We start from the raw sequence: 16,984 nt of genomic DNA, 5'->3' as shown, positions 1-16,984 counted from the left end.
TGACGAGGGGCGCGCCATTTCCGGCGCGTCAGACCGATCCGCACTACCGGCGCGAGGGACGCGCCGCGCCGCTCAAAGCGGCTTCAGGCCGTGGAACTGTCCGCTCTGGAACACCAGCGGCAGCATGTCCGCGGCATTTTCGTGCACGCCGCAGCGCTCCACTTCACCGACGAAAATCACGTGGTCGCCTTCGTCGTAGCGGCTGCGGTTATGACATTCGAACCACGCGAGCGCGCCGTCGAGCACCGGCATCCCGCTGTCACCCGCCGCGTGCGATACCCCCTCGAAGCGGTCGCCCTTCACGGTCGCGAAGCGCTTGCACAGATCGAGCTGCGTCGAAGACAGCACGTTGATCACGTAGTGACTGTTGGCGCGGAACACCGGCATCGACGCCGAGCGCGTCGCGAGACTCCACAGCACGAGTGGCGGAGAGAGCGAAACCGAGTTGAACGAACTGGCCGTGATGCCGATCAACTGGCCGGACGCGGCGCGTGTCGTGATCACGGTGACGCCGGTCGCGAACTGGCTGAGCGCCTGTCTGAACGCGGACTGGTCGAAGTTGGGTGGGCTCGCGCTCTTCATCGGGGCAGGGTCCCCGGCGCGCGCCGTGTGAAAGACGGACTAAAGCGCGAATCGAGGCGCGGATAACAACGCGGATATGTGCGGCTGGCAGCGGATGTTTCGAAAGTCATGGTGAAAATCATCGATTTCCGCCAATTTTAACTGTAATCGCCGCGTGCGCCGCACGGCGTTGCGTACGGTGCGTGCTCCGGCGTCAGCTCGCTCACAGTCCAGCACGGACCGGCCGCAGTGTTTCGTGCGGACACGCCGATCGTCATGCCTCGTCTCGCCGCATTTTTCGCTTCGCTTCGCTGGGCATGCGATCGAGTGGGCGCGGCGCTTGCTGTTGTGCTGCATGGTTATTCACCCGTCGCGCGACGGCCTTTCTATACTCGATATCTGCACTGCGGGATTCGCGTGGAATTGCGCGACGCGTTGCAAGCGGCGCCGCGCGACGGGTGCATCGGTTGTGCCTTTTAGTCCGCGTTTTCGGCCATATATTCGGATGCGGTGGCAGACCCGGCGGCGCTACGCAGGCCGACTGCCGATCATTGTGTGGATCTGATCCTGGGGTGAAGCTTATGAACGAGACGGCAACGCTCGGCGGTGGATGTTTCTGGTGCCTCGAAGCGGTGTATCTGGACGTCGAGGGCGTCAATGCGGTGGAGTCGGGGTACGCGGGCGGTCATACGCGCCGTCCGAGCTACGAGCAGGTCTGCGACGGCGACACCGGTCACGCGGAAGTGGTCAAGGTCGACTTCGATCCGGCGAAGATCAGCTATCGCGAGATTCTCGACATCTTCTTCGCAATCCACGATCCGACCCAGGTGAACCGGCAGGGCAACGACGTCGGCACGCAATACCGCTCGGTGATCTTCACGCATTCCGATGCGCAGCGCGAAACCGCGCTGCAGGCGATTCGCGAGATCGGCGAACAGGGCATCTACGACGGCAAGATCGTGACCGAGGTGCTGCCGCTCGGCGACAATTACTGGCCTGCCGAGGCTTACCACCAGAACTATTTCGCGCAGCATCCGAATCAGGGCTACTGCTCGTTCGTGGTCGCACCGAAGGTCGCGAAATTCCGCCAGAAGTTCGCGCATCGGATCAAGGCGCGCTAACGGCGCAGCGCGAGGATCGGAGTCGGCAGCGGGCGGATACGCATGGCCGCCGGCTGCTGTTCGTCACTGCGGTTCCTGTGCCTGCGATCGCGCATCATCAGCGCCAGCGCCACTATTCCCGCGTCCCTGAGTGACACGCACACAGGCTTCGACGATCTCTTCGGCCAGCTTCACGCAGCTGAGCGGCGCCGATCCTTCCGCCTTGTTGTTGACCGCGATCACCACCGGCTGGCCGGCGAGCGCGTAGCGCGCGGCCAGTTCGGCGAGCGACGCGCGGGTCGCCGGGTCTTCGTCGACCAGCTGGTTGAACGGCTCGTACTTCGCTTTCGCCTGTTCGTATTTGAAGCCGCCGTGCAGGCTCCAGCGCACGATCAGCGGACCGGCCGGCTCGCCGTCGAGCAGCGCGAGCGCCGCGGCCTGGCGCAGCGGATCCGGCATCCGCGCATGAATGCCGACGCAGTAGCGCACGCCCGCCGTCTTCAGCATGCGGATGAAGCGTGGCGTGAGCAGGCTCGCGTCGCGAATCTCGACCGCATAGCAACTGCCGTCGGGCAGCCTCGGCAGCGCGCCGAAAAACTCTCCCAGACGCTCGATGAACACCGCCGGCTGCGCGAGCATCTGATCCGGCAGCGGCGAGAACTGGAACACCAGCGCGCCGGCCTTTGCACCGAGGCCTTCGACACAGGGCGTGACGAAATCGTCGATCGCCATCTGCGCGTTCAGGAAGCACGGGTTCATCGACACCGGCTCGCCGCGCTCGGCGCGCACGGTGGCGTCGGTGATCGTCATCGGCGCCTTGACGATGAAGCGGAAGTGCTCGGGCACCTGCTGCGCGTAGCGCAGGTATTCGGTGACCGTCAGCGCCTGGTAGAACGAGCGGTCGATGCTGACCGTCTTCAGCAGCGGATGCGCGCCGTACGCGCTCAAGCCCTCGCGCGACAGTTTGCTGTTGCTGTAGTTGTCGCCATAGACGATGCCGCTCCAGCCCGGGAACGACCATGTCGACGTGCCGAGATGGATCTGCGGCGGCAGTTGCGCCGCAAGCGCGAGCAATTCGGGCGACGGCGGCGCGGCGAGCACGTCGCGGCCGCGGCGTTTTTTCGGGGCGTCGGTGGCGGCGGGTGCGGAGGCTGGTTCAGCAGCGGGGCTGTCGGGCGCGGCGTCGTCTTCGAACAGCGACGCGGCGGCGTTTGCTTTTGCGGTTTTCGGCGCGCGCTTGCGCTCTGGCTGCGCGGCAGTGCTCGCGATGGAATCGGCCTCGCTCGTGGACATGGCCGGCGCTTCTGCCGCAGCCTCGACCGGCATCCCGAACAGATCGAACTGCTGCGTGGCGTCGTGCGCCGCATCGTCCGCGCTGCCGTTCTTGCCGTTCAACGGCTTTTCAATGTCACTCGTCCTGCTGTGGTCCATCAATGTCCGGCCTGCTGTTGATCAGAATTGCGCCGCGGCGCGCGCTTCATGCACGCCGCCGCGGCGCAACCGGTCACGGCACGGTCACAGCGGTTTTTCGTACATGTAGCGGCGCGACCACGGCAGGGTTTTCGCGCTGCGGCCGGCTTTGCGGCACACCACCTGGAAGATCGACACGTCGTCGTTTTCGAACGCATAGGCGCAGCCGGCCAGATACACGCGCCAGATGCGGAATTTTTCGTCGTCGACGAGCTTGCGCGCCTGATCCGCGTGGGCTTCGAAATTTTCCGCCCAGATGTCGAGCGTGTGCGCATAGTGACGGCGCAGGCTTTCGACGTCAATCGGTTCGAGTCCGCCGCGCTGCATCGATTCGAGCGCGAGGCTGATATGCGGCAGCTCGCCGTCCGGGAACACGTAGCGGTCGATGAACTCGCCGCCGCCGAGCGCGGTTTCGCCGCTATCGGCGTCGCTCGACGTGATGCCGTGGTTCATCGCGATGCCGTCGTCGGCGAGCAGATCGTGGATCTTCTGGAAATAGCCGGGCAGGTTCTTGCGGCCGACGTGCTCGAACATGCCGACGCTCGTGATGCGGTCGAACTGCCCCGGGATGTCGCGATAGTCCTGCAGGCGGATTTCGATCTGGTTCTCGAGCCCGGCCGCTTTGACGCGCGCGGTGGCGAGATCGAACTGGTTCTGCGACAGCGTGACGCCGACGCACTTCGCGCCGAACTTCTGCGCGGCGCGCAGCACGAGTGCACCCCAGCCGCAGCCGATGTCGAGCAGACGCTGGCCGGGCTGCAACTGGATTTTGGTCAGAATGTGATCGATTTTCTTCAGCTGCGCGGTCGCGAGGTCTTCGGTGCCGGTCTCGAAGTACGCGCACGAGTAGACCATGTTCTCGTCGAGCCACAGCTTGTAGAACTCGTTCGACACGTCGTAGTGGTACTGAATGGCTTTCTTATCCGACGTCTTCGAATGATTGAAGTAGCGCCGCACGCGCGCGAGCTTGCCGGCGCTCGTTACGGTACTGCGCGCGAGCTGATAGCCGATATTGATGATGTCCGACAGCTTGCCCTCGATGTCAATCTTGCCTTTGACATAGGCTTCGCCGAGATTGTCGAGGCTCGGTTCGAGCAGGTAGGGCAGCGCGGTTGCGCTCTTCACGTGTAGCGTGACCTGGGGCGCGGCGAACTGCCCGAAGTCGTGTTGCTGACCGTCCCACAGCACGAGGCGTGCGGGCAGGTTAGCTGTGCTTTTGACATCTTCAACCCACTGCGCCAGCTTTTTCTCCCAGAACATGTGATCTCTCCGTGTTCGTTGATTTAAAGCAAAGCTATGTGGATCGCGACAGCGTGCGGCGCATTCCGCGGGCCGCGCAACGCAATCCCGCCGACGCGCGCCGCTACGATGGCGGCGCGGCCGGCGTCATTCGTCCCATCATCGTCCGGTCAGGGTTGCAGGCGTGCGATCAGCCAGTTCGCGCTGTCTTCCGCGCGCGTATAAAGCAGACGATCGTGCAGCCGCGATGGCCGCCCCTGCCAGAATTCGATCGCGTCGGGCACCAGACGGTAGCCACCCCAGTGCGGCGGACGCGGAGGATTTTCGCCGTATTGCAGGCTGATTTCGCGTTCGCGTACTTCGAGCTGCGAGCGGCTTTCAATTACCTGACTCTGATTCGATGCCCATGCGCCGATCCGCGAGCCGAGCGGACGCGATGCGAAATACGCGTCACTTTCTGCCTCGCTCGTTTTGACGACGCGGCCCTCGATGCGCACCTGGCGTTCGAGTTCGATCCAGTGAAACAGCAGGCTCGCGTAGGGGTTCGCGCTCAGTTCGCGGCCCTTGCGGCTTTCGTAGTTGGTGAAGAACACGAAACCACGCTCGTCGACGCCCTTGATGAGCACGATGCGTGCCGAAGGCCGGCCGCGCGCGTCGACCGTGGCAAGCGTCATCGCATTCGGCTCGGGCAGCTTGGCGTCGATGGCCTGCTGGAACCACGTGTCGAATTGACGGAACGGATCGTGGTTGACGTCGGCAACGTCCAGTGAGCCTAGCGAGTAGTTTTTCCGAAGCTCGGCGAGTGAGATCATGTTCTTATGCGAACGCTACAGTGGGCCAAGTATAGCTAAGGCGCCGGGTTTTTGCGCGCGAGCGGATCAACGTATGGCGGCCGCATGTTGCGAGCGCCAGGCCTGCAACGTTGGGTCGCGGCTCGGGGTCCTGCGCGGCTGCCTTCACGTGTTAAGGCAAAATACGGGCTGCGCGCCAGATTGGCCAAAGCGAATTGCCAATGCGCCGCCGCCTGTTACTTTCCGCCTGTGTTTTCGAGCCCTGCCATCATGTCCAGCACCACCGCGCAATCCGATCTTACTACCAGCCTCGACGCGAACGAAACCGCCGACCGCGCCCGCCGGTTCGGCGGCATCGCCCGTCTGTATGGCGCGCCCGCGCTCGCCGCGTTCGAGGGTGCGCACGTCGCGGTGATCGGCATCGGCGGGGTGGGGTCGTGGGTCGCGGAGGCGCTTGCGCGCAGCGCGCTCGGCACGCTGACGCTGATCGATCTGGACAACGTCGCGGAAAGCAACACTAACCGGCAGATTCACGCGCTCGACGGCAACTACGGAAAACCGAAGGTCGAAGCGATGGCCGAGCGCATCAAGGCGATCAATCCGTACTGCGACGTGCGCCTGATCGAAGACTTCGTCGAGCCGGACAATTTCGCGGCGACGCTCGGCGGCGGTTTCGACTATGTGATCGACGCGATCGACAGCGTGCGCACGAAGACCGCGCTGATCGCGTGGTGCGTCGAGCGCAAGCAGCCGCTGATCACGGTCGGCGGGGCGGGCGGTCAGCTCGACCCGACGCGTATCCGCATCGACGATCTGGCGCTGACGATCCAGGACCCGCTGCTGTCGAAGGTGCGCGGGCAGTTGCGCAAGCAGCACGGCTTTCCGCGTGGGCCGAAAGCGAAGTTCAAGGTGAGCGCCGTGTATTCCGACGAGCCGCTGATCTATCCGGAAGCGGCCGTTTGCGATATCGATGAAGAAGCCGAGCACGTGAGCACGTCGCCCGGACATACGGGGCCGGTCGGCTTGAACTGCGCGGGGTTTGGATCGAGCGTGTGTGTGACCGCGAGCTTTGGTTTCGCGGCCGCGGCGTATGTGTTGCGGGAGCTGGCGAAGAAGGCGACGGTTTAGGTGACAGCCTGGGCGACGGTTTCAACCGCTCCGACCCAGGCCGCCATCGGGCAAAACATCGCAAACGATCAGTTCAACGAGGCGCTCAGCTTGCGCCGCCACTGCGCCACCAGCTCCGGCTGATGCGCGGCGAGATCGAACACCGACAACATCGTCTTGCGGCCGATATCTTCGCGGAACCCGCGGTCGCGCTGCACGATCGCGAGCAGATGTTCGAGCGCCTGCGCATATTTGTGCCGCGCGATAAACGCATTCGCGAGATCGAAGCGCGCTTCGAGATCGTCGGGATTGCCCGCGACGCGCGCTTCGAGCGCATCGGTGGGCGGCAGGTCCGCGGCGGCGTCCACCGCGTCGAGCCTGGTTTTGATCGCGTTGAAACGCGCGTCGATGCCTTGCGTGGTTTTCGGCGACAGCAGATCGACTTCGTTGCGCGCCTCGTCGATGCGGTTGTCTTCGAGCAGCAACTCGATGCGGTCCATGCGCGCGTCGTCGAAGCCCGGGTCGTACGCGAGCGCCGCTTGCAGCAGGTCGTAGGCGTCGTCGCGGCGGCCTTCGGCGAGCGCGGTTTGCGCTTCGATGCGCGCTCCCGGCGCGCCCTGCGGCACGAGCCGGTCGAGGAACTCGCGCAGCTGTCCTTCCGTCAGCACGCCGATGAACTGATCGACGGCCTGGCCGTCGGCGAACGCGATCACGTGCGGAATGCTGCGCACCTGGAAGTGCGCGGCCAGTTCGTGGTTCTCGTCCACGTTGACCTTCACGAGCTTCCATTTGCCGGCGGCTTCGGCCTCGAGCTTTTCGAGCATTGGGCCGAGACTCTTGCAGGGGCCGCACCACGGCGCCCAGAAATCCACCAGCACCGGGGCCAGCATCGACGCCTTGATGACGTCCTGTTCGAAAGTGGCCAGAGTGGTGTCCATTGCGTCCTCGTCGATAGAAACGGTTTGTGGCTAGCTGGGGCCGAATCGCGCGATTTCAATGCGGTCCTGCGCGTGCGGCCCGGGCGCCGTTACTTGCGCTGCGGCAGCGGAACCCATTCGGTTTCGCCGGGCACGTGGCCCATTTCCTGATTCGTCCACGCGAGCTTCGCGGCTTCGATCTTCTCGCGTGAACTCGCGACGAAATTCCATTCGATGAAGCGCTCGCCGTCTAGCTTCTCGCCGCCGAGCAGCATCACGCGCGCGCCGTGGGTGCTCGCGAGCGTGACGGTTTCGTCCAGCGCGAGCACGGCCATCTGGCCGGCTTCGAGCGTGGTGCCGTCGATCTCCAGATCGCCTTCCACCAGATATACGCCGCGCTCCTCGTGCTCCGGTTCGAGCGCGAACGCGCTGCCCGGCGTGAAGTCGGCGGCCACGTACAGCGTGCCCGAGAACGTCGCGACCGGCGACACCGCGCCGAACGCGGTGCCCGCGATCACATGCAGCGTCACGCCATTGCGCTCGACGACCGGCAAGGTCGCCGCCGCATGATGCGCGAACGACGGCTCGGCGTCTTCATCGGCGAGCGGCAGCGCGACCCAGGTCTGGATGCCGTGAATTCTCTGGCCGCGTGCGCGGTCTTCGGCCGGCGTGCGCTCCGAATGGACGATGCCGCGCCCGGCCGTCATCCAGTTGACGTCGCCGGGGACGATCTTCTGCTCGGAGCCGAGACTGTCCCGATGCATGATCGCGCCGTCGAACAGATAGGTGACGGTCGCGAGGCCGATATGCGGATGCGGGCGCACGTCGAGGCCGGTGCCGGGTTCGAGGGTTGCTGGGCCCATGTGGTCGAAGAAGATGAACGGGCCGACGAGGCGCGCCGCCATCGCCGGCAGTACGCGCCGCACGGCCAGATTGCCGATGTCGCGTACGTGCGGTGTGAGGACGGCTTTGATCGAGGAGGTCATGGGCAGGCTCGACGTGAAAGTGGAAGAAGAACGCTGGAATGGACGATTCTACTGCGCGTCGCGCGCGGCCGACGGCAACGGTGCACGCTCGCCATCAGCGGGCGCGATGAACCGGGATCGCAGGCTCGGCTACACTGCCGGATCGAACCATTTCACTGGAGACCTGGATGTCGCCCAGGGACTTGCTGCTCGCGCTGATCGTCGTGGTCGCGTGGGGTGTCAATTTCGTCGTGATCAAGGTCGGCCTGCATGGTGTGCCGCCGATGCTGCTCGGCGCGCTGCGCTTTGCGCTCGCTGCGGTGCCGGCGGTGTTTTTCGTCAAGCGGCCGCAGATGCCGTGGCGGTGGCTGTTCGCCTACGGCGCGACGATCTCGTTCGGGCAATTCGCGTTCCTGTTCTCGGCGATGTATGTCGGCATGCCGGCGGGGCTCGCGTCGCTGGTACTGCAGGCGCAGGCGTTTTTCACGCTGATTTTCGCGGCGCTGTTTCTGCACGAACGCTTCCGATTGCCGAATGTCGCGGGTCTGCTGATCGCCGCGGCGGGGCTCGCGGTGATCGGTCTGCAAGGCGGCCACACGATGTCGCTGGTCGGATTCCTGCTGACGCTGTGCGCCGCGTGCATGTGGGCGCTCGGCAATATCGTCACGAAGAAGGTCGGCACGGTCGATCTGGTCGGACTCGTCGTGTGGGGCAGCCTGATTCCGCCGCTGCCGTTCTTCGCCGCGTCGTTCGTATTCGAGGGGCCGCGCGAGATCGCCGCCGCGCTGACCGGTATCAGCGCGTTGTCGATCTTCGCGATCGTCTATCTGGCGTTTATCGCGACCCTGGTCGGCTATGGCTTGTGGAGCCGTCTGCTGTCGCGCTATCCGGCGAGCCAGGTCGCGCCGTTCTCGCTGCTGGTGCCGATCGTCGGACTCGCGTCGGCGTCGCTGCTGCTCGGCGAGCAATTGTCGGCGATGCAGGTGGCGGGCGCATTGCTCGTGATGGCGGGGCTCGCGGTCAACGTGTTCGGCGGCTGGGTCGTGCAGCGCTTTATGCCGGCGCGCTGAGCAACTGTTGGGCCAGCGGCAGCGTACGGCGGCGTCTGCTACCCGCAAGCCAGGCACACGCTCCGGAAGCGCTGAGCTTGATCCGCGCGTTCCACACCAATCAGTGCGAAATGGCTTGGGCGGACGTGACACGCTGATACGGCAAACTGCCCGCGTGGCTCAAACGCTTGCGTGCGCGGCTCAAGCAACTTCCCAATGAAAACCGGCCCGGACGCACCTGTGCCCGGACCGTCCGCGGGGCTTCTTCATGCGAAAAAGACCGCGCCGTATCAGGCCTCCCGATCTTCGCCAGGCGTCGGCGCGACTCCATCAGAGGCTTCACGCGGCGAGAGCCGGCATTTCATCATTCCAGCCAACGCCAATACGTGCTGGAGGCGGTGAGTGCGTGCCGACATCACGTCATGCGGCTCTTCGCGAGCGGCGGATTCGCCGCGAAATAGCGCTTGATGCCGGTCAGAATCGCGTTGGCCATCTTGTCGCGATACGCGTCGTCGTTCAGGCGGTGCTCTTCATCCGGATTGCTGATGAACGCGGTCTCGACGAGGATCGACGGAATGTCCGGCGCCTTCAGCACCGCGAAGCCGGCCTGCTCGACCGAGCCCTTGTGCAGCTTGTTGATGTCGCCGATCTCCTTGAGCACGAAGTTGCCGTAGCGCATCGAGTCGCGAATCTGCGCGGTGGTCGACATGTCGAATAGCGCGCGGTTCACGGTGGCGTCGTCGGATTTGATGTTGATGCCGCCGATCAGGTCCGACGAGTTCTCCTTGTTCGCCATCCAGCGCGCGGCCGCGCTCGACGCGCCGTGCTCCGACAGCGCGAACACCGACGAACCCTTCGCCTCGGGCGTCGTGAACGCGTCCGCGTGGATCGACACGAACAGGTCCGCGCCGACGCGCCGCGCCTTCTGCACGCGCACGTTCAGCGGCACAAAGAAGTCGGCGTCGCGCGTCATCATCGCGCGCATGTTCGGCTGCGCGTCGATCTTCGCGCGCAGCTTCTTCGCGATGTCGAGCGCGACGTGCTTCTCGTAGGTGCCTGAGCCGCCGATCGCGCCCGGGTCTTCGCCGCCGTGACCCGGATCGATCGCGACGGTGAGCAGTCGCACGGTGTTGCTGCGGCCCGACTTCGGCGTGGTGAATGCGTAGGTGTCGCCGTTCTCGCCGAGGTTGTCGTTGTTGCTGTCGAGGCCGCGTGCGGTGCTGTTGCTATTGGCGTTGCCACCCTTGTTGCGGGCGATCGCGCTCGGCGGCGCGGACGGCGCAGAGGGTGTGGGCTGCCTGCCGGCAATCGCCGGCGCTGACGGCGCCGGCGTGCCACGCGCGGGCGGACGAGGTACGCCCGCGGCGCCGTTGCCTGCGCCACTACCCGCGCCACCGTTCTGCGCGTAATGCTCGAAGAACGCCTCGCTGTTGTCGACGGGCGGCGGCGTACTGGGACCGGACAGCGTCGCGGGGGGCGCGCTGTTTTCTTCGTTGAGCGCCTGCTGCTTGCGCTCGGTCTGCGCGAGCAGGTCCATCAGGGGATCGGGCGCGACAGCGGGATACAGGTCGAACACCAGCCGGTACTTGTACGCGCCGACCGGCGGCAGCGCGAACACCTGCGGCTTCACCGAGCCCTTCAGGTCGAACACCATGCGCACCACGTGCGGCTGATACTGCCCGACCCGCACCGACGAAATCTGCGGATCGTTCGGCGTGATCTTCGACACCAGTTCCTTGAGCGCCTGATCGAGATCGAGGCCGTTCAGATCGACGACGAGCCGGTCCGGTCCCTGCAGCAGTTGCTGCGTGTTCTGCAGCGGCTGATCGGATTCGATCGTCACGCGCGTGTAGTCGCGCGCGGGCCACACGCGCACGCCGAGCACCGAGCTCGCAAACGCGAGACGCGGCGCGACGAGGCCGAGCACCAGCGTCGACGCGCCCGCGCGCAGGATCTGCCGGCGCCGCCAGTTATGCGTTGCGCCCGCTGCCGATTCGATCGAATGGAACGGTTTGATTAACATCTTTCGAGACATGCCTTTCCTGATTCGCTATAAGCGCGTGCGACGAGTACGCGTGCGTCCGCGTTTGCGTCCATGTTGCCGACGAGCCCGAGCGAGAAGACGAGATCCGGTACGCCGAGCAGCGGTCCCGCGCGTTGCGGCCATTCGACGAGACAGACCGCGCCGCTATCGAAATATTCGCGAAAGCCCGCGTCGGCCCATTCGGCCGGATCGGAGAATCTGTACAGATCGAAGTGATAGAGCGCGAGTTCCCCAGCGGGCCGCGCGAGCACATACGGTTCGACGAGCGTGTAGGTCGGACTGCGCACGCGGCCGGTGTGGCCGAGGCCGCGCAAGGTCGCGCGCACGAGCGTGGTTTTGCCGGCGCCGAGATCGCCGACGAGTTGGACTTGCAGGCCGTGGAATGCGAGGTCGCTTGCGGCGCCGGGCTGTGCTGACTGCGCCTGCTGCGAGGCCGCGCGCACGCTTTCGATCGCCTGTGCGAAGCGCGCGCCGAACGTCTGCGTCGCGGCTTCGTCCGCGAGCGCGAAAGAGCGTTCGAGCAGCACCGGGGCGGACGGTAGGGTCGCGTGATCGGGATTGACGGGCATTCTCGTAAAATGACGTGATGAACCGAAGTCCGAAGTCCCCTGTTTCCTGCACGCCCGCATCGGCCGATGATACCGTGCGAGCTTCTGATGCAACGTCCCGTTTCGATGAGGCGGCGCTTCGTGCGCTCGCGCTCGACATCAAGACGTGGGGCCGTGAACTCGGTTTCGGGGCGATCGGCATTAGCGATACCGATCTGTCGGCCGCCGAAGCGCCGCTTGCAGCATGGCTCGAAGCGGGTTGCCACGGCGAGATGGATTATATGGCCAAACACGGCATGAAACGCGCGAGGCCCGCCGAGCTTGTGGCCGGCACGCGACGCGTGATCACCGTGCGCATCGCCTATTTGCCTGCGCGGACGCTGGAAGGTGAGGTGGCCAAGGGTGCGTATGAAGGGGCGCATGAAGCCGCCCCTGAAAGCATGCAGCAAGACGCAACGCCACCTGTCTCACGCGCGACACCCCGCGCGCGCGACTGGCGCGCGGCCGAGCATGCGAGGCTCGCGGACCCATCGACGGCGGTCGTATCGATCTATGCGCGCGGCCGCGACTATCACAAGGTGATGCGTCAGCGCCTGCAACAACTGGCCGACCGGATCGAAGCGGCGACCGGGCCGTTCGGCTATCGCGTGTTCACCGATTCGGCGCCAGTGCTCGAAGTCGAACTCGCGCAGAAGGCCGGCATCGGCTGGCGCGGCAAGCACACCTTGCTTTTGCAGCGCGACGCCGGCTCGCTGTTTTTCCTCGGCGAGATCTATGTCGACATCCCGCTGCCGACCGACTCCGAAACCTCGCCCGAGGTCGCGCCCGAAACGCCGGGCTCGCATTGCGGCAGCTGCGCGCGCTGCATCGGCGCCTGTCCGACCGGCGCGATCGTCGCGCCGTATAAGGTCGACGCGCGGCGCTGCATCTCGTATCTGACGATCGAGCTGAAGGGCAGCATTCCGCTCGAGCTGCGGCCGCTGATCGGCAATCGGGTGTATGGCTGTGATGATTGCCAGCTCGTGTGTCCGTGGAACAAGTTCGCGCAGGCCGCGCCGGTCGCCGATTTCGATGTGCGGCACGGGCTCGATCGCGCGTCGCTGGTCGAACTGTTCGCGTGGAGCGCGCAGGAGTTCGATACGCGCATGCAGGGCAGCGCGATTCGCCGCATCGGCTACGAGTGCTGGCTGCGCAATCTCGCGGTCGGCATGGGCAACGCATTGCGCGCCGCGCCCGGAGCTCTCGACGCCGATGCGCGCGACGCGATCGTGCGGGCGTTGAAGCAGCGAGCCGACGATCCGTCGGCGCTCGTGCGCGAGCATGTGGAGTGGGCGCTGGAAGCGGCGTAAAGTCGTGGCAATTCGGTGCCGGCAATCCGGCACGCTAGAGGAGCAGGCAATCATGTTCAACGCAGTGATCGATGCGCCGTTCGGCAAGGTCGGCATCCGGCTCGAAGGCGAGGCGGTGCGCGAGATCGTCTATCTGCCCGACTCGACGCGCAACGTCGCGCCCGAGACGCCGCTCGCACGCGAGGCGGCCGAGCAGATCGAGCGTTACTTCGAGAGCGCGTCCGCGAAGTTCGAGTTGCCGCTCGCCGTGTGCGGCACCGCGTTCCAGCGGCGCGTGTGGCAGGCGATCTGCGACATCCCGCCCGGTGTCGTGCTGACTTACGGACAACTCGCGAAGCAGCTCGGCAGCGTGCCGCGCGCGGTCGGCCAGGCGTGCGGCGCGAATTTCTTTCCGATCGTGATTCCGTGTCACCGCGTGGTGAGTGCGAGCGGCATCGGCGGCTTCGCGCACGATGGCGGCGATGGCTTCTTTCGCGACGTGAAGCGCTGGCTGCTCGCGCATGAAGGTGTGCCGTACGTATGAGCACGACCCCCGATACCGCTGAACACGTCGAAGACACAGCCGCCGTATCGCCGCTGCTGCTGACCAGCGCCGCATCGATCGACGCCTTTTGCGACGCGCTGTGGCTCGAACACGGCCTGTCGCGCAACACGCTCGACGCGTATCGCCGCGACTTGCGCCTGTTCTGCGAATGGCTCGCGCACACGCGCAATGCGTCACTCGACACCGCGAGCGAAGCCGACCTGAGCGCCTACAGCGCGGCGCGGCAAAAGGACAAGGCGACCTCGGCGAACCGCCGGCTGTCGGTGTTTCGCCGCTATTACGCGTGGGCGGTGCGCGAGCATCGCGCGGCCGCCGATCCCACGTTGCGCATCCGCTCGGCGAAGCAGCCGCCGCGTTTTCCGTCGACCTTGAGCGAAGCGCAGGTCGAAGCGCTGCTCGGCGCGCCCGACCTCGGCACGCCGCTCGGCTTGCGCGATCGCACGATGCTCGAACTGATGTACGCGAGCGGCTTGCGCGTGACCGAACTGGTCACGCTGAAGACCGTCGAGGTGGGACTCAACGAAGGCGTCGTGCGCGTCACCGGCAAGGGCTCGAAGGAGCGGTTGGTGCCGTTCGGCGAAGAGGCGCACGCGTGGATCGAGCGCTATCTTCGCGAGGCGCGCCCGGCGCTGCTCGGCCCGCGCGCGGCCGACGCGCTATTCGTGACGGCACGCGCCGAAGGCATGACGCGCCAGCAGTTCTGGAACATCATCAAGCGACACGCGCAGGCGGCGGGTGTGCATGCGCCGTTGTCGCCGCATACGTTGCGGCATGCGTTCGCGACGCATCTGCTCAATCACGGTGCCGATCTGCGGGTCGTGCAATTGCTGCTCGGCCACACCGATATCTCGACGACGCAGATCTACACGCACGTCGCGCGAGAACGTCTGAAATCGCTGCACGCGCAGCATCATCCGCGCGGCTGAGCACGGTGTGAAGCGCGCGGGCCTGCGCTCGCTTCACACCAACTCGCGCAACCGGTGCTTGAGAATCTTGCCGGTCGATGCGGCCGGCAGCGACGCGAGCACCTTCACCTCGGCAGGCCGCTTATACGGCGCGAGCCGCTCGCCGCACCACGCGATCAACTCCGCGGGCGCGACTGCGGCGCCGGCAATCAGCTCGACGAACGCGATCACCTCCTCGTTGCCCTCGACCGCGCGCCCGATCACCGCCGACTGCACGACCTGCGGATGCGCGTTCAGCACGTGCTCGACCTCGGCCGGATACACGTTGAAGCCCGAGCGGATGATCAGTTCCTTGCTGCGCCCGACGATATGCAATGCACCGTCCGCGTCCCGGCGCGCGAGGTCGCCGGTCTTCAGCCAGCCATTCTCGGTGACGGTCGCGCGGGTCTGCTCGGGGTTGCGGTAGTAGCCGAGCATCACGTTCGGGCCGCGCACCCACAGCTCGCCGATCTCGCCCGGCGCGGCTTCGACTCCGTCGAGTCCGACGAACTTCACTTCGACGCCCGGAATGACTTCGCCGACCGAGCAATCGGCGCGCGGTGCGTCGACCATCGTCTGTGACACGGTCGGGCTGCTTTCGGTCATGCCGTAGCCGTTGTGCAGCGGCAGACCGTACACGGTTTCTGCCTGCGACTTCAACGCGGCGTCGAGCGGCGAGCCGCCCGAGTACGCGAAGCGCAGTTGCGGCGCGGACCATGCGTGGCCGTGCGTGTGCAGATGTTCGAGCAGCTTCGCGTGCATCGCCGGCACGCCCTGGAAGATCGACACGTGCTCGTCGGCGAGGGCGCGGCGCACCGCTTCCGGCACGAAGCGCGGCGCGAGCCGCAACGTCGCGCCCGCATGCAGGCTGCCGAGGCATACCGATGCGAAGCCGTACACATGCGAGATCGGCAGCACCGCATAGACGACGTCTTCAGGTCCGACCTGGCGCAGCCGGCTCGACACGGCCGCGATGTACAGCAGATTGCGATGCGACAGCATCACGCCCTTCGGTGCGCCGGTGGTGCCGGTCGTGTAGATCAGCGCCGCGCATTGGTGGTCGCTGGCGGCTTCGACCGCTTCGGCCTGCACGCTGCCGTCCAACGCGTATGACCATGCGCCGATGTCCGGCGACAGCGCAGGTGCCGGTGTCGCTCGATGACGCTCAGCCTGCTGGCGCGCGTCGGGCGAGCTTTCGACCGCATACGCGACGACGCGCGGTTGTGCATGCGCGCGGATCGAATCGAGTTCGGCGGCCGACAGGCGCGCGTTCGATACCAGCGCCCACGCGTCGAGCCTGGCGGTCGCGAACAGCAGCACGACCTGCGCGATGCTGTTCTCCGCGACGATCATCACGCGATCGCCGCCGCGCACGCCCCATTCGCGCAGCAGCGCGGCGGCGGCATCGACGGCCTCTAGCAGTTGCTCGTTGGTCAGGCGGCGCGCATCTTCGATCAGCGCGACATGCCGCGGATCGCGTGCGGCGGCGAGCGCCGGAATGTCGCTGATGCGCGCGGGTAGGGCGGCGAGCAGCGCGGGGATGTCGATTGTGGAACGGATGGATGAAGCCTGGTTCAACGCTGTCTCCTCTGGTCCCATGCAATTGATTGCAAGACTAAATTCGTAGCTCTGCGCGTACTATTTCGCATCCTGCCGGCATAATTTCGAACGATCGTGCCACAAGCGTCGAACCCGCACAATTGCCGGTTCGGCAAATAGCCGTTGTGCAATCTCGCCATTACAATGCGCCGATGAGCAAATCCAGACACGTGTCCGAAACCCCCGCCACGCAACTGCTGCGCCGTCACGGCGTCACGTTCGGCGAACATCCTTACGACTACGTCGAGCATGGCGGTACCGCGGAATCGGCGCGCCAGCTCGGCGTCGACGAGCATCATGTCGTGAAGACGCTGGTGATGGAAGACGAGCACGCGAAGCCGTTGATCGTGCTGATGCATGGCGATCGCACCGTCAGCACCAAGAACCTCGCGCGGCAGATCGGCGCGAAGCGCGTCGAGCCGTGCAAGCCCGAAGTCGCGAACCGGCATTCGGGTTATCTGATCGGCGGCACCTCGCCGTTCGGCACGCGCAAGCAGATGCCGGTGTATGTCGAGTCGACCATTCTCGAGATGGACAAAATCTGGTTGAACGGAGGGCGGCGCGGTTTTCTCGTCAGCATCGAGCCGAAAGTGCTCTCGGATCTGCTCGCGGCGAAGCCGGTGCAGTGCGCGAGCGAGGACTGACGCCGACGGGCGAGTTGACGTTTGCCTGAATGTTTTTCGCGCGGACGCCTTCGGTAAAATGTGCGCCGCCTCGTTTCGACGGGCGTACCCTGTTGCGGTTGGGGTATCGAATG

General features: G+C 65.5%; 16 protein-coding genes. 7 read left to right on the top strand and 9 right to left on the bottom strand.

Going from position 1 to position 16,984, the window contains the following annotated elements; translation table 11 throughout:
- Positions 1-72 precede the first annotated feature (72 nt).
- The gene (locus VSR82_RS32645) at positions 73-582 is read right to left on the bottom strand and encodes a flavin reductase family protein (RefSeq protein WP_429458081.1); all 510 of its coding nucleotides are present in this window, start codon (positions 580-582) and stop codon (positions 73-75) included.
- Positions 583-1,142: 560 nt separating this feature from the next.
- On the opposite strand from VSR82_RS32645, the gene msrA reads away from it, so the two are divergent.
- Positions 1,143-1,682 (top strand): peptide-methionine (S)-S-oxide reductase MsrA, encoded by a 540-nt coding sequence (gene msrA, locus VSR82_RS32640; protein WP_429458083.1) that lies wholly within the window; start codon positions 1,143-1,145, stop codon positions 1,680-1,682.
- A 63-nt stretch (positions 1,683-1,745) separates the two neighbouring features.
- Here the strand turns inward: msrA and VSR82_RS32635 are convergent, their stop codons facing one another.
- The 3 genes from VSR82_RS32635 to pdxH all read right to left on the bottom strand — a co-directional run bounded on the left by VSR82_RS32635 (position 1,746) and on the right by pdxH (position 5,182).
- Positions 1,746-3,092: a DUF72 domain-containing protein gene (locus VSR82_RS32635; protein WP_429458085.1), complete on the bottom strand. Its 1,347-nt coding sequence runs from the start codon at positions 3,090-3,092 to the stop codon at positions 1,746-1,748.
- 84 nt (positions 3,093-3,176) lie between these two features.
- Entirely contained in the window at positions 3,177-4,391 is a 1,215-nt protein-coding gene (locus tag VSR82_RS32630) for a class I SAM-dependent methyltransferase (RefSeq protein ID WP_368584741.1), read from the bottom strand.
- Positions 4,392-4,540: 149 nt separating this feature from the next.
- On the bottom strand, positions 4,541-5,182 hold the full coding sequence (pdxH, locus tag VSR82_RS32625) for a pyridoxamine 5'-phosphate oxidase (protein ID WP_429458088.1): 642 nt from the start codon (positions 5,180-5,182) through the stop codon (positions 4,541-4,543).
- A gap of 249 nt (positions 5,183-5,431) precedes the next feature.
- On the opposite strand from pdxH, the gene tcdA reads away from it, so the two are divergent.
- A complete protein-coding gene (gene tcdA, locus VSR82_RS32620; protein WP_410848540.1) occupies positions 5,432-6,289 on the top strand; it encodes a tRNA cyclic N6-threonylcarbamoyladenosine(37) synthase TcdA in 858 nt (285 codons plus the stop codon).
- Positions 6,290-6,357: 68 nt separating this feature from the next.
- On the opposite strand, the gene trxA is transcribed toward tcdA, so the two are convergent.
- Entirely contained in the window at positions 6,358-7,206 is an 849-nt protein-coding gene (gene trxA / locus VSR82_RS32615; protein WP_429458091.1) for a thioredoxin, read from the bottom strand.
- A gap of 89 nt (positions 7,207-7,295) precedes the next feature.
- Entirely contained in the window at positions 7,296-8,171 is an 876-nt protein-coding gene (locus VSR82_RS32610) for a pirin family protein (protein WP_368584744.1), read from the bottom strand.
- A 167-nt stretch (positions 8,172-8,338) separates the two neighbouring features.
- On the opposite strand from VSR82_RS32610, the gene VSR82_RS32605 reads away from it, so the two are divergent.
- Positions 8,339-9,220, top strand: coding sequence for an EamA family transporter (locus VSR82_RS32605; RefSeq protein WP_368584745.1), 882 nt, complete (start codon positions 8,339-8,341; stop codon positions 9,218-9,220).
- Between the two features lie 394 nt (positions 9,221-9,614).
- Here VSR82_RS32605 and VSR82_RS32600 read toward each other — a convergent pair whose 3' ends face one another.
- Both VSR82_RS32600 and tsaE read right to left on the bottom strand, forming a co-directional pair.
- Positions 9,615-11,222, bottom strand: a complete 1,608-nt coding sequence (locus VSR82_RS32600; protein WP_498858394.1) for an N-acetylmuramoyl-L-alanine amidase — start codon at positions 11,220-11,222, stop codon at positions 9,615-9,617.
- Positions 11,216-11,812: a tRNA (adenosine(37)-N6)-threonylcarbamoyltransferase complex ATPase subunit type 1 TsaE gene (tsaE, locus tag VSR82_RS32595; protein WP_410848537.1), complete on the bottom strand. Its 597-nt coding sequence runs from the start codon at positions 11,810-11,812 to the stop codon at positions 11,216-11,218. The genes VSR82_RS32600 and tsaE overlap by 7 nt, the downstream gene beginning before the upstream one ends.
- Positions 11,813-11,829: 17 nt before the next feature.
- On the opposite strand from tsaE, the gene queG reads away from it, so the two are divergent.
- The 3 genes from queG to xerD are packed head-to-tail and all read left to right on the top strand — an operon-like array spanning position 11,830 to position 14,610.
- The gene (queG, locus tag VSR82_RS32590) at positions 11,830-13,140 is read left to right on the top strand and encodes a tRNA epoxyqueuosine(34) reductase QueG (RefSeq protein ID WP_429458099.1); all 1,311 of its coding nucleotides are present in this window, start codon (positions 11,830-11,832) and stop codon (positions 13,138-13,140) included.
- A 52-nt stretch (positions 13,141-13,192) separates the two neighbouring features.
- Positions 13,193-13,663, top strand: a complete 471-nt coding sequence (locus VSR82_RS32585; RefSeq protein WP_368584749.1) for a methylated-DNA--[protein]-cysteine S-methyltransferase — start codon at positions 13,193-13,195, stop codon at positions 13,661-13,663.
- Positions 13,660-14,610 (top strand): site-specific tyrosine recombinase XerD, encoded by a 951-nt coding sequence (gene xerD / locus VSR82_RS32580; protein ID WP_429458103.1) that lies wholly within the window; start codon positions 13,660-13,662, stop codon positions 14,608-14,610. The genes VSR82_RS32585 and xerD overlap by 4 nt, the downstream gene beginning before the upstream one ends.
- Before the next feature lie 33 nt (positions 14,611-14,643).
- On the opposite strand, the gene VSR82_RS32575 is transcribed toward xerD, so the two are convergent.
- On the bottom strand, positions 14,644-16,227 hold the full coding sequence (locus tag VSR82_RS32575; protein WP_498858393.1) for a class I adenylate-forming enzyme family protein: 1,584 nt from the start codon (positions 16,225-16,227) through the stop codon (positions 14,644-14,646).
- Positions 16,228-16,379: 152 nt separating this feature from the next.
- Between VSR82_RS32575 and ybaK the strand changes: the two genes are divergently transcribed.
- Positions 16,380-16,871, top strand: a complete 492-nt coding sequence (gene ybaK, locus VSR82_RS32570) for a Cys-tRNA(Pro) deacylase (RefSeq protein WP_498858392.1) — start codon at positions 16,380-16,382, stop codon at positions 16,869-16,871.
- The last annotated feature ends 113 nt before the right edge of the window (positions 16,872-16,984 follow it).

This window comes from Burkholderia sp. JPY481 (assembly GCF_038900515.1).
In the GTDB taxonomy this organism is placed as follows: domain Bacteria; phylum Pseudomonadota; class Gammaproteobacteria; order Burkholderiales; family Burkholderiaceae; genus Paraburkholderia; species Paraburkholderia youngii.
Note: the sequence above shows the minus strand (reverse complement) of the source record. Positions and strands in the feature narration are given on the sequence as shown.

Excerpts from the sequence above, each read along its gene's own strand:
- tsaE (WP_410848537.1), bottom strand. The coding sequence starts at position 11,812 with ATGCCCGTCAATCCCGATCACGCGACCCTACCGTCCGCCCCGGTGCTG.
- VSR82_RS32605 (WP_368584745.1), top strand. The coding sequence starts at position 8,339 with ATGTCGCCCAGGGACTTGCTGCTCGCGCTGATCGTCGTGGTCGCGTGG.
- queG (WP_429458099.1), top strand. The coding sequence starts at position 11,830 with ATGAACCGAAGTCCGAAGTCCCCTGTTTCCTGCACGCCCGCATCGGCC.
- msrA (WP_429458083.1), top strand. The coding sequence starts at position 1,143 with ATGAACGAGACGGCAACGCTCGGCGGTGGATGTTTCTGGTGCCTCGAA.
- VSR82_RS32610 (WP_368584744.1), bottom strand. The coding sequence starts at position 8,171 with ATGACCTCCTCGATCAAAGCCGTCCTCACACCGCACGTACGCGACATC.
- xerD (WP_429458103.1), top strand. The coding sequence starts at position 13,660 with ATGAGCACGACCCCCGATACCGCTGAACACGTCGAAGACACAGCCGCC.
- VSR82_RS32630 (WP_368584741.1), bottom strand. The coding sequence starts at position 4,391 with ATGTTCTGGGAGAAAAAGCTGGCGCAGTGGGTTGAAGATGTCAAAAGC.
- tcdA (WP_410848540.1), top strand. The coding sequence starts at position 5,432 with ATGTCCAGCACCACCGCGCAATCCGATCTTACTACCAGCCTCGACGCG.
- VSR82_RS32575 (WP_498858393.1), bottom strand. The coding sequence starts at position 16,227 with ATGGGACCAGAGGAGACAGCGTTGAACCAGGCTTCATCCATCCGTTCC.
- pdxH (WP_429458088.1), bottom strand. The coding sequence starts at position 5,182 with ATGATCTCACTCGCCGAGCTTCGGAAAAACTACTCGCTAGGCTCACTG.
- ybaK (WP_498858392.1), top strand. The coding sequence starts at position 16,380 with ATGAGCAAATCCAGACACGTGTCCGAAACCCCCGCCACGCAACTGCTG.
- VSR82_RS32635 (WP_429458085.1), bottom strand. The coding sequence starts at position 3,092 with ATGGACCACAGCAGGACGAGTGACATTGAAAAGCCGTTGAACGGCAAG.
- VSR82_RS32585 (WP_368584749.1), top strand. The coding sequence starts at position 13,193 with ATGTTCAACGCAGTGATCGATGCGCCGTTCGGCAAGGTCGGCATCCGG.
- VSR82_RS32645 (WP_429458081.1), bottom strand. The coding sequence starts at position 582 with ATGAAGAGCGCGAGCCCACCCAACTTCGACCAGTCCGCGTTCAGACAG.
- VSR82_RS32600 (WP_498858394.1), bottom strand. The coding sequence starts at position 11,222 with ATGTTAATCAAACCGTTCCATTCGATCGAATCGGCAGCGGGCGCAACG.
- trxA (WP_429458091.1), bottom strand. The coding sequence starts at position 7,206 with ATGGACACCACTCTGGCCACTTTCGAACAGGACGTCATCAAGGCGTCG.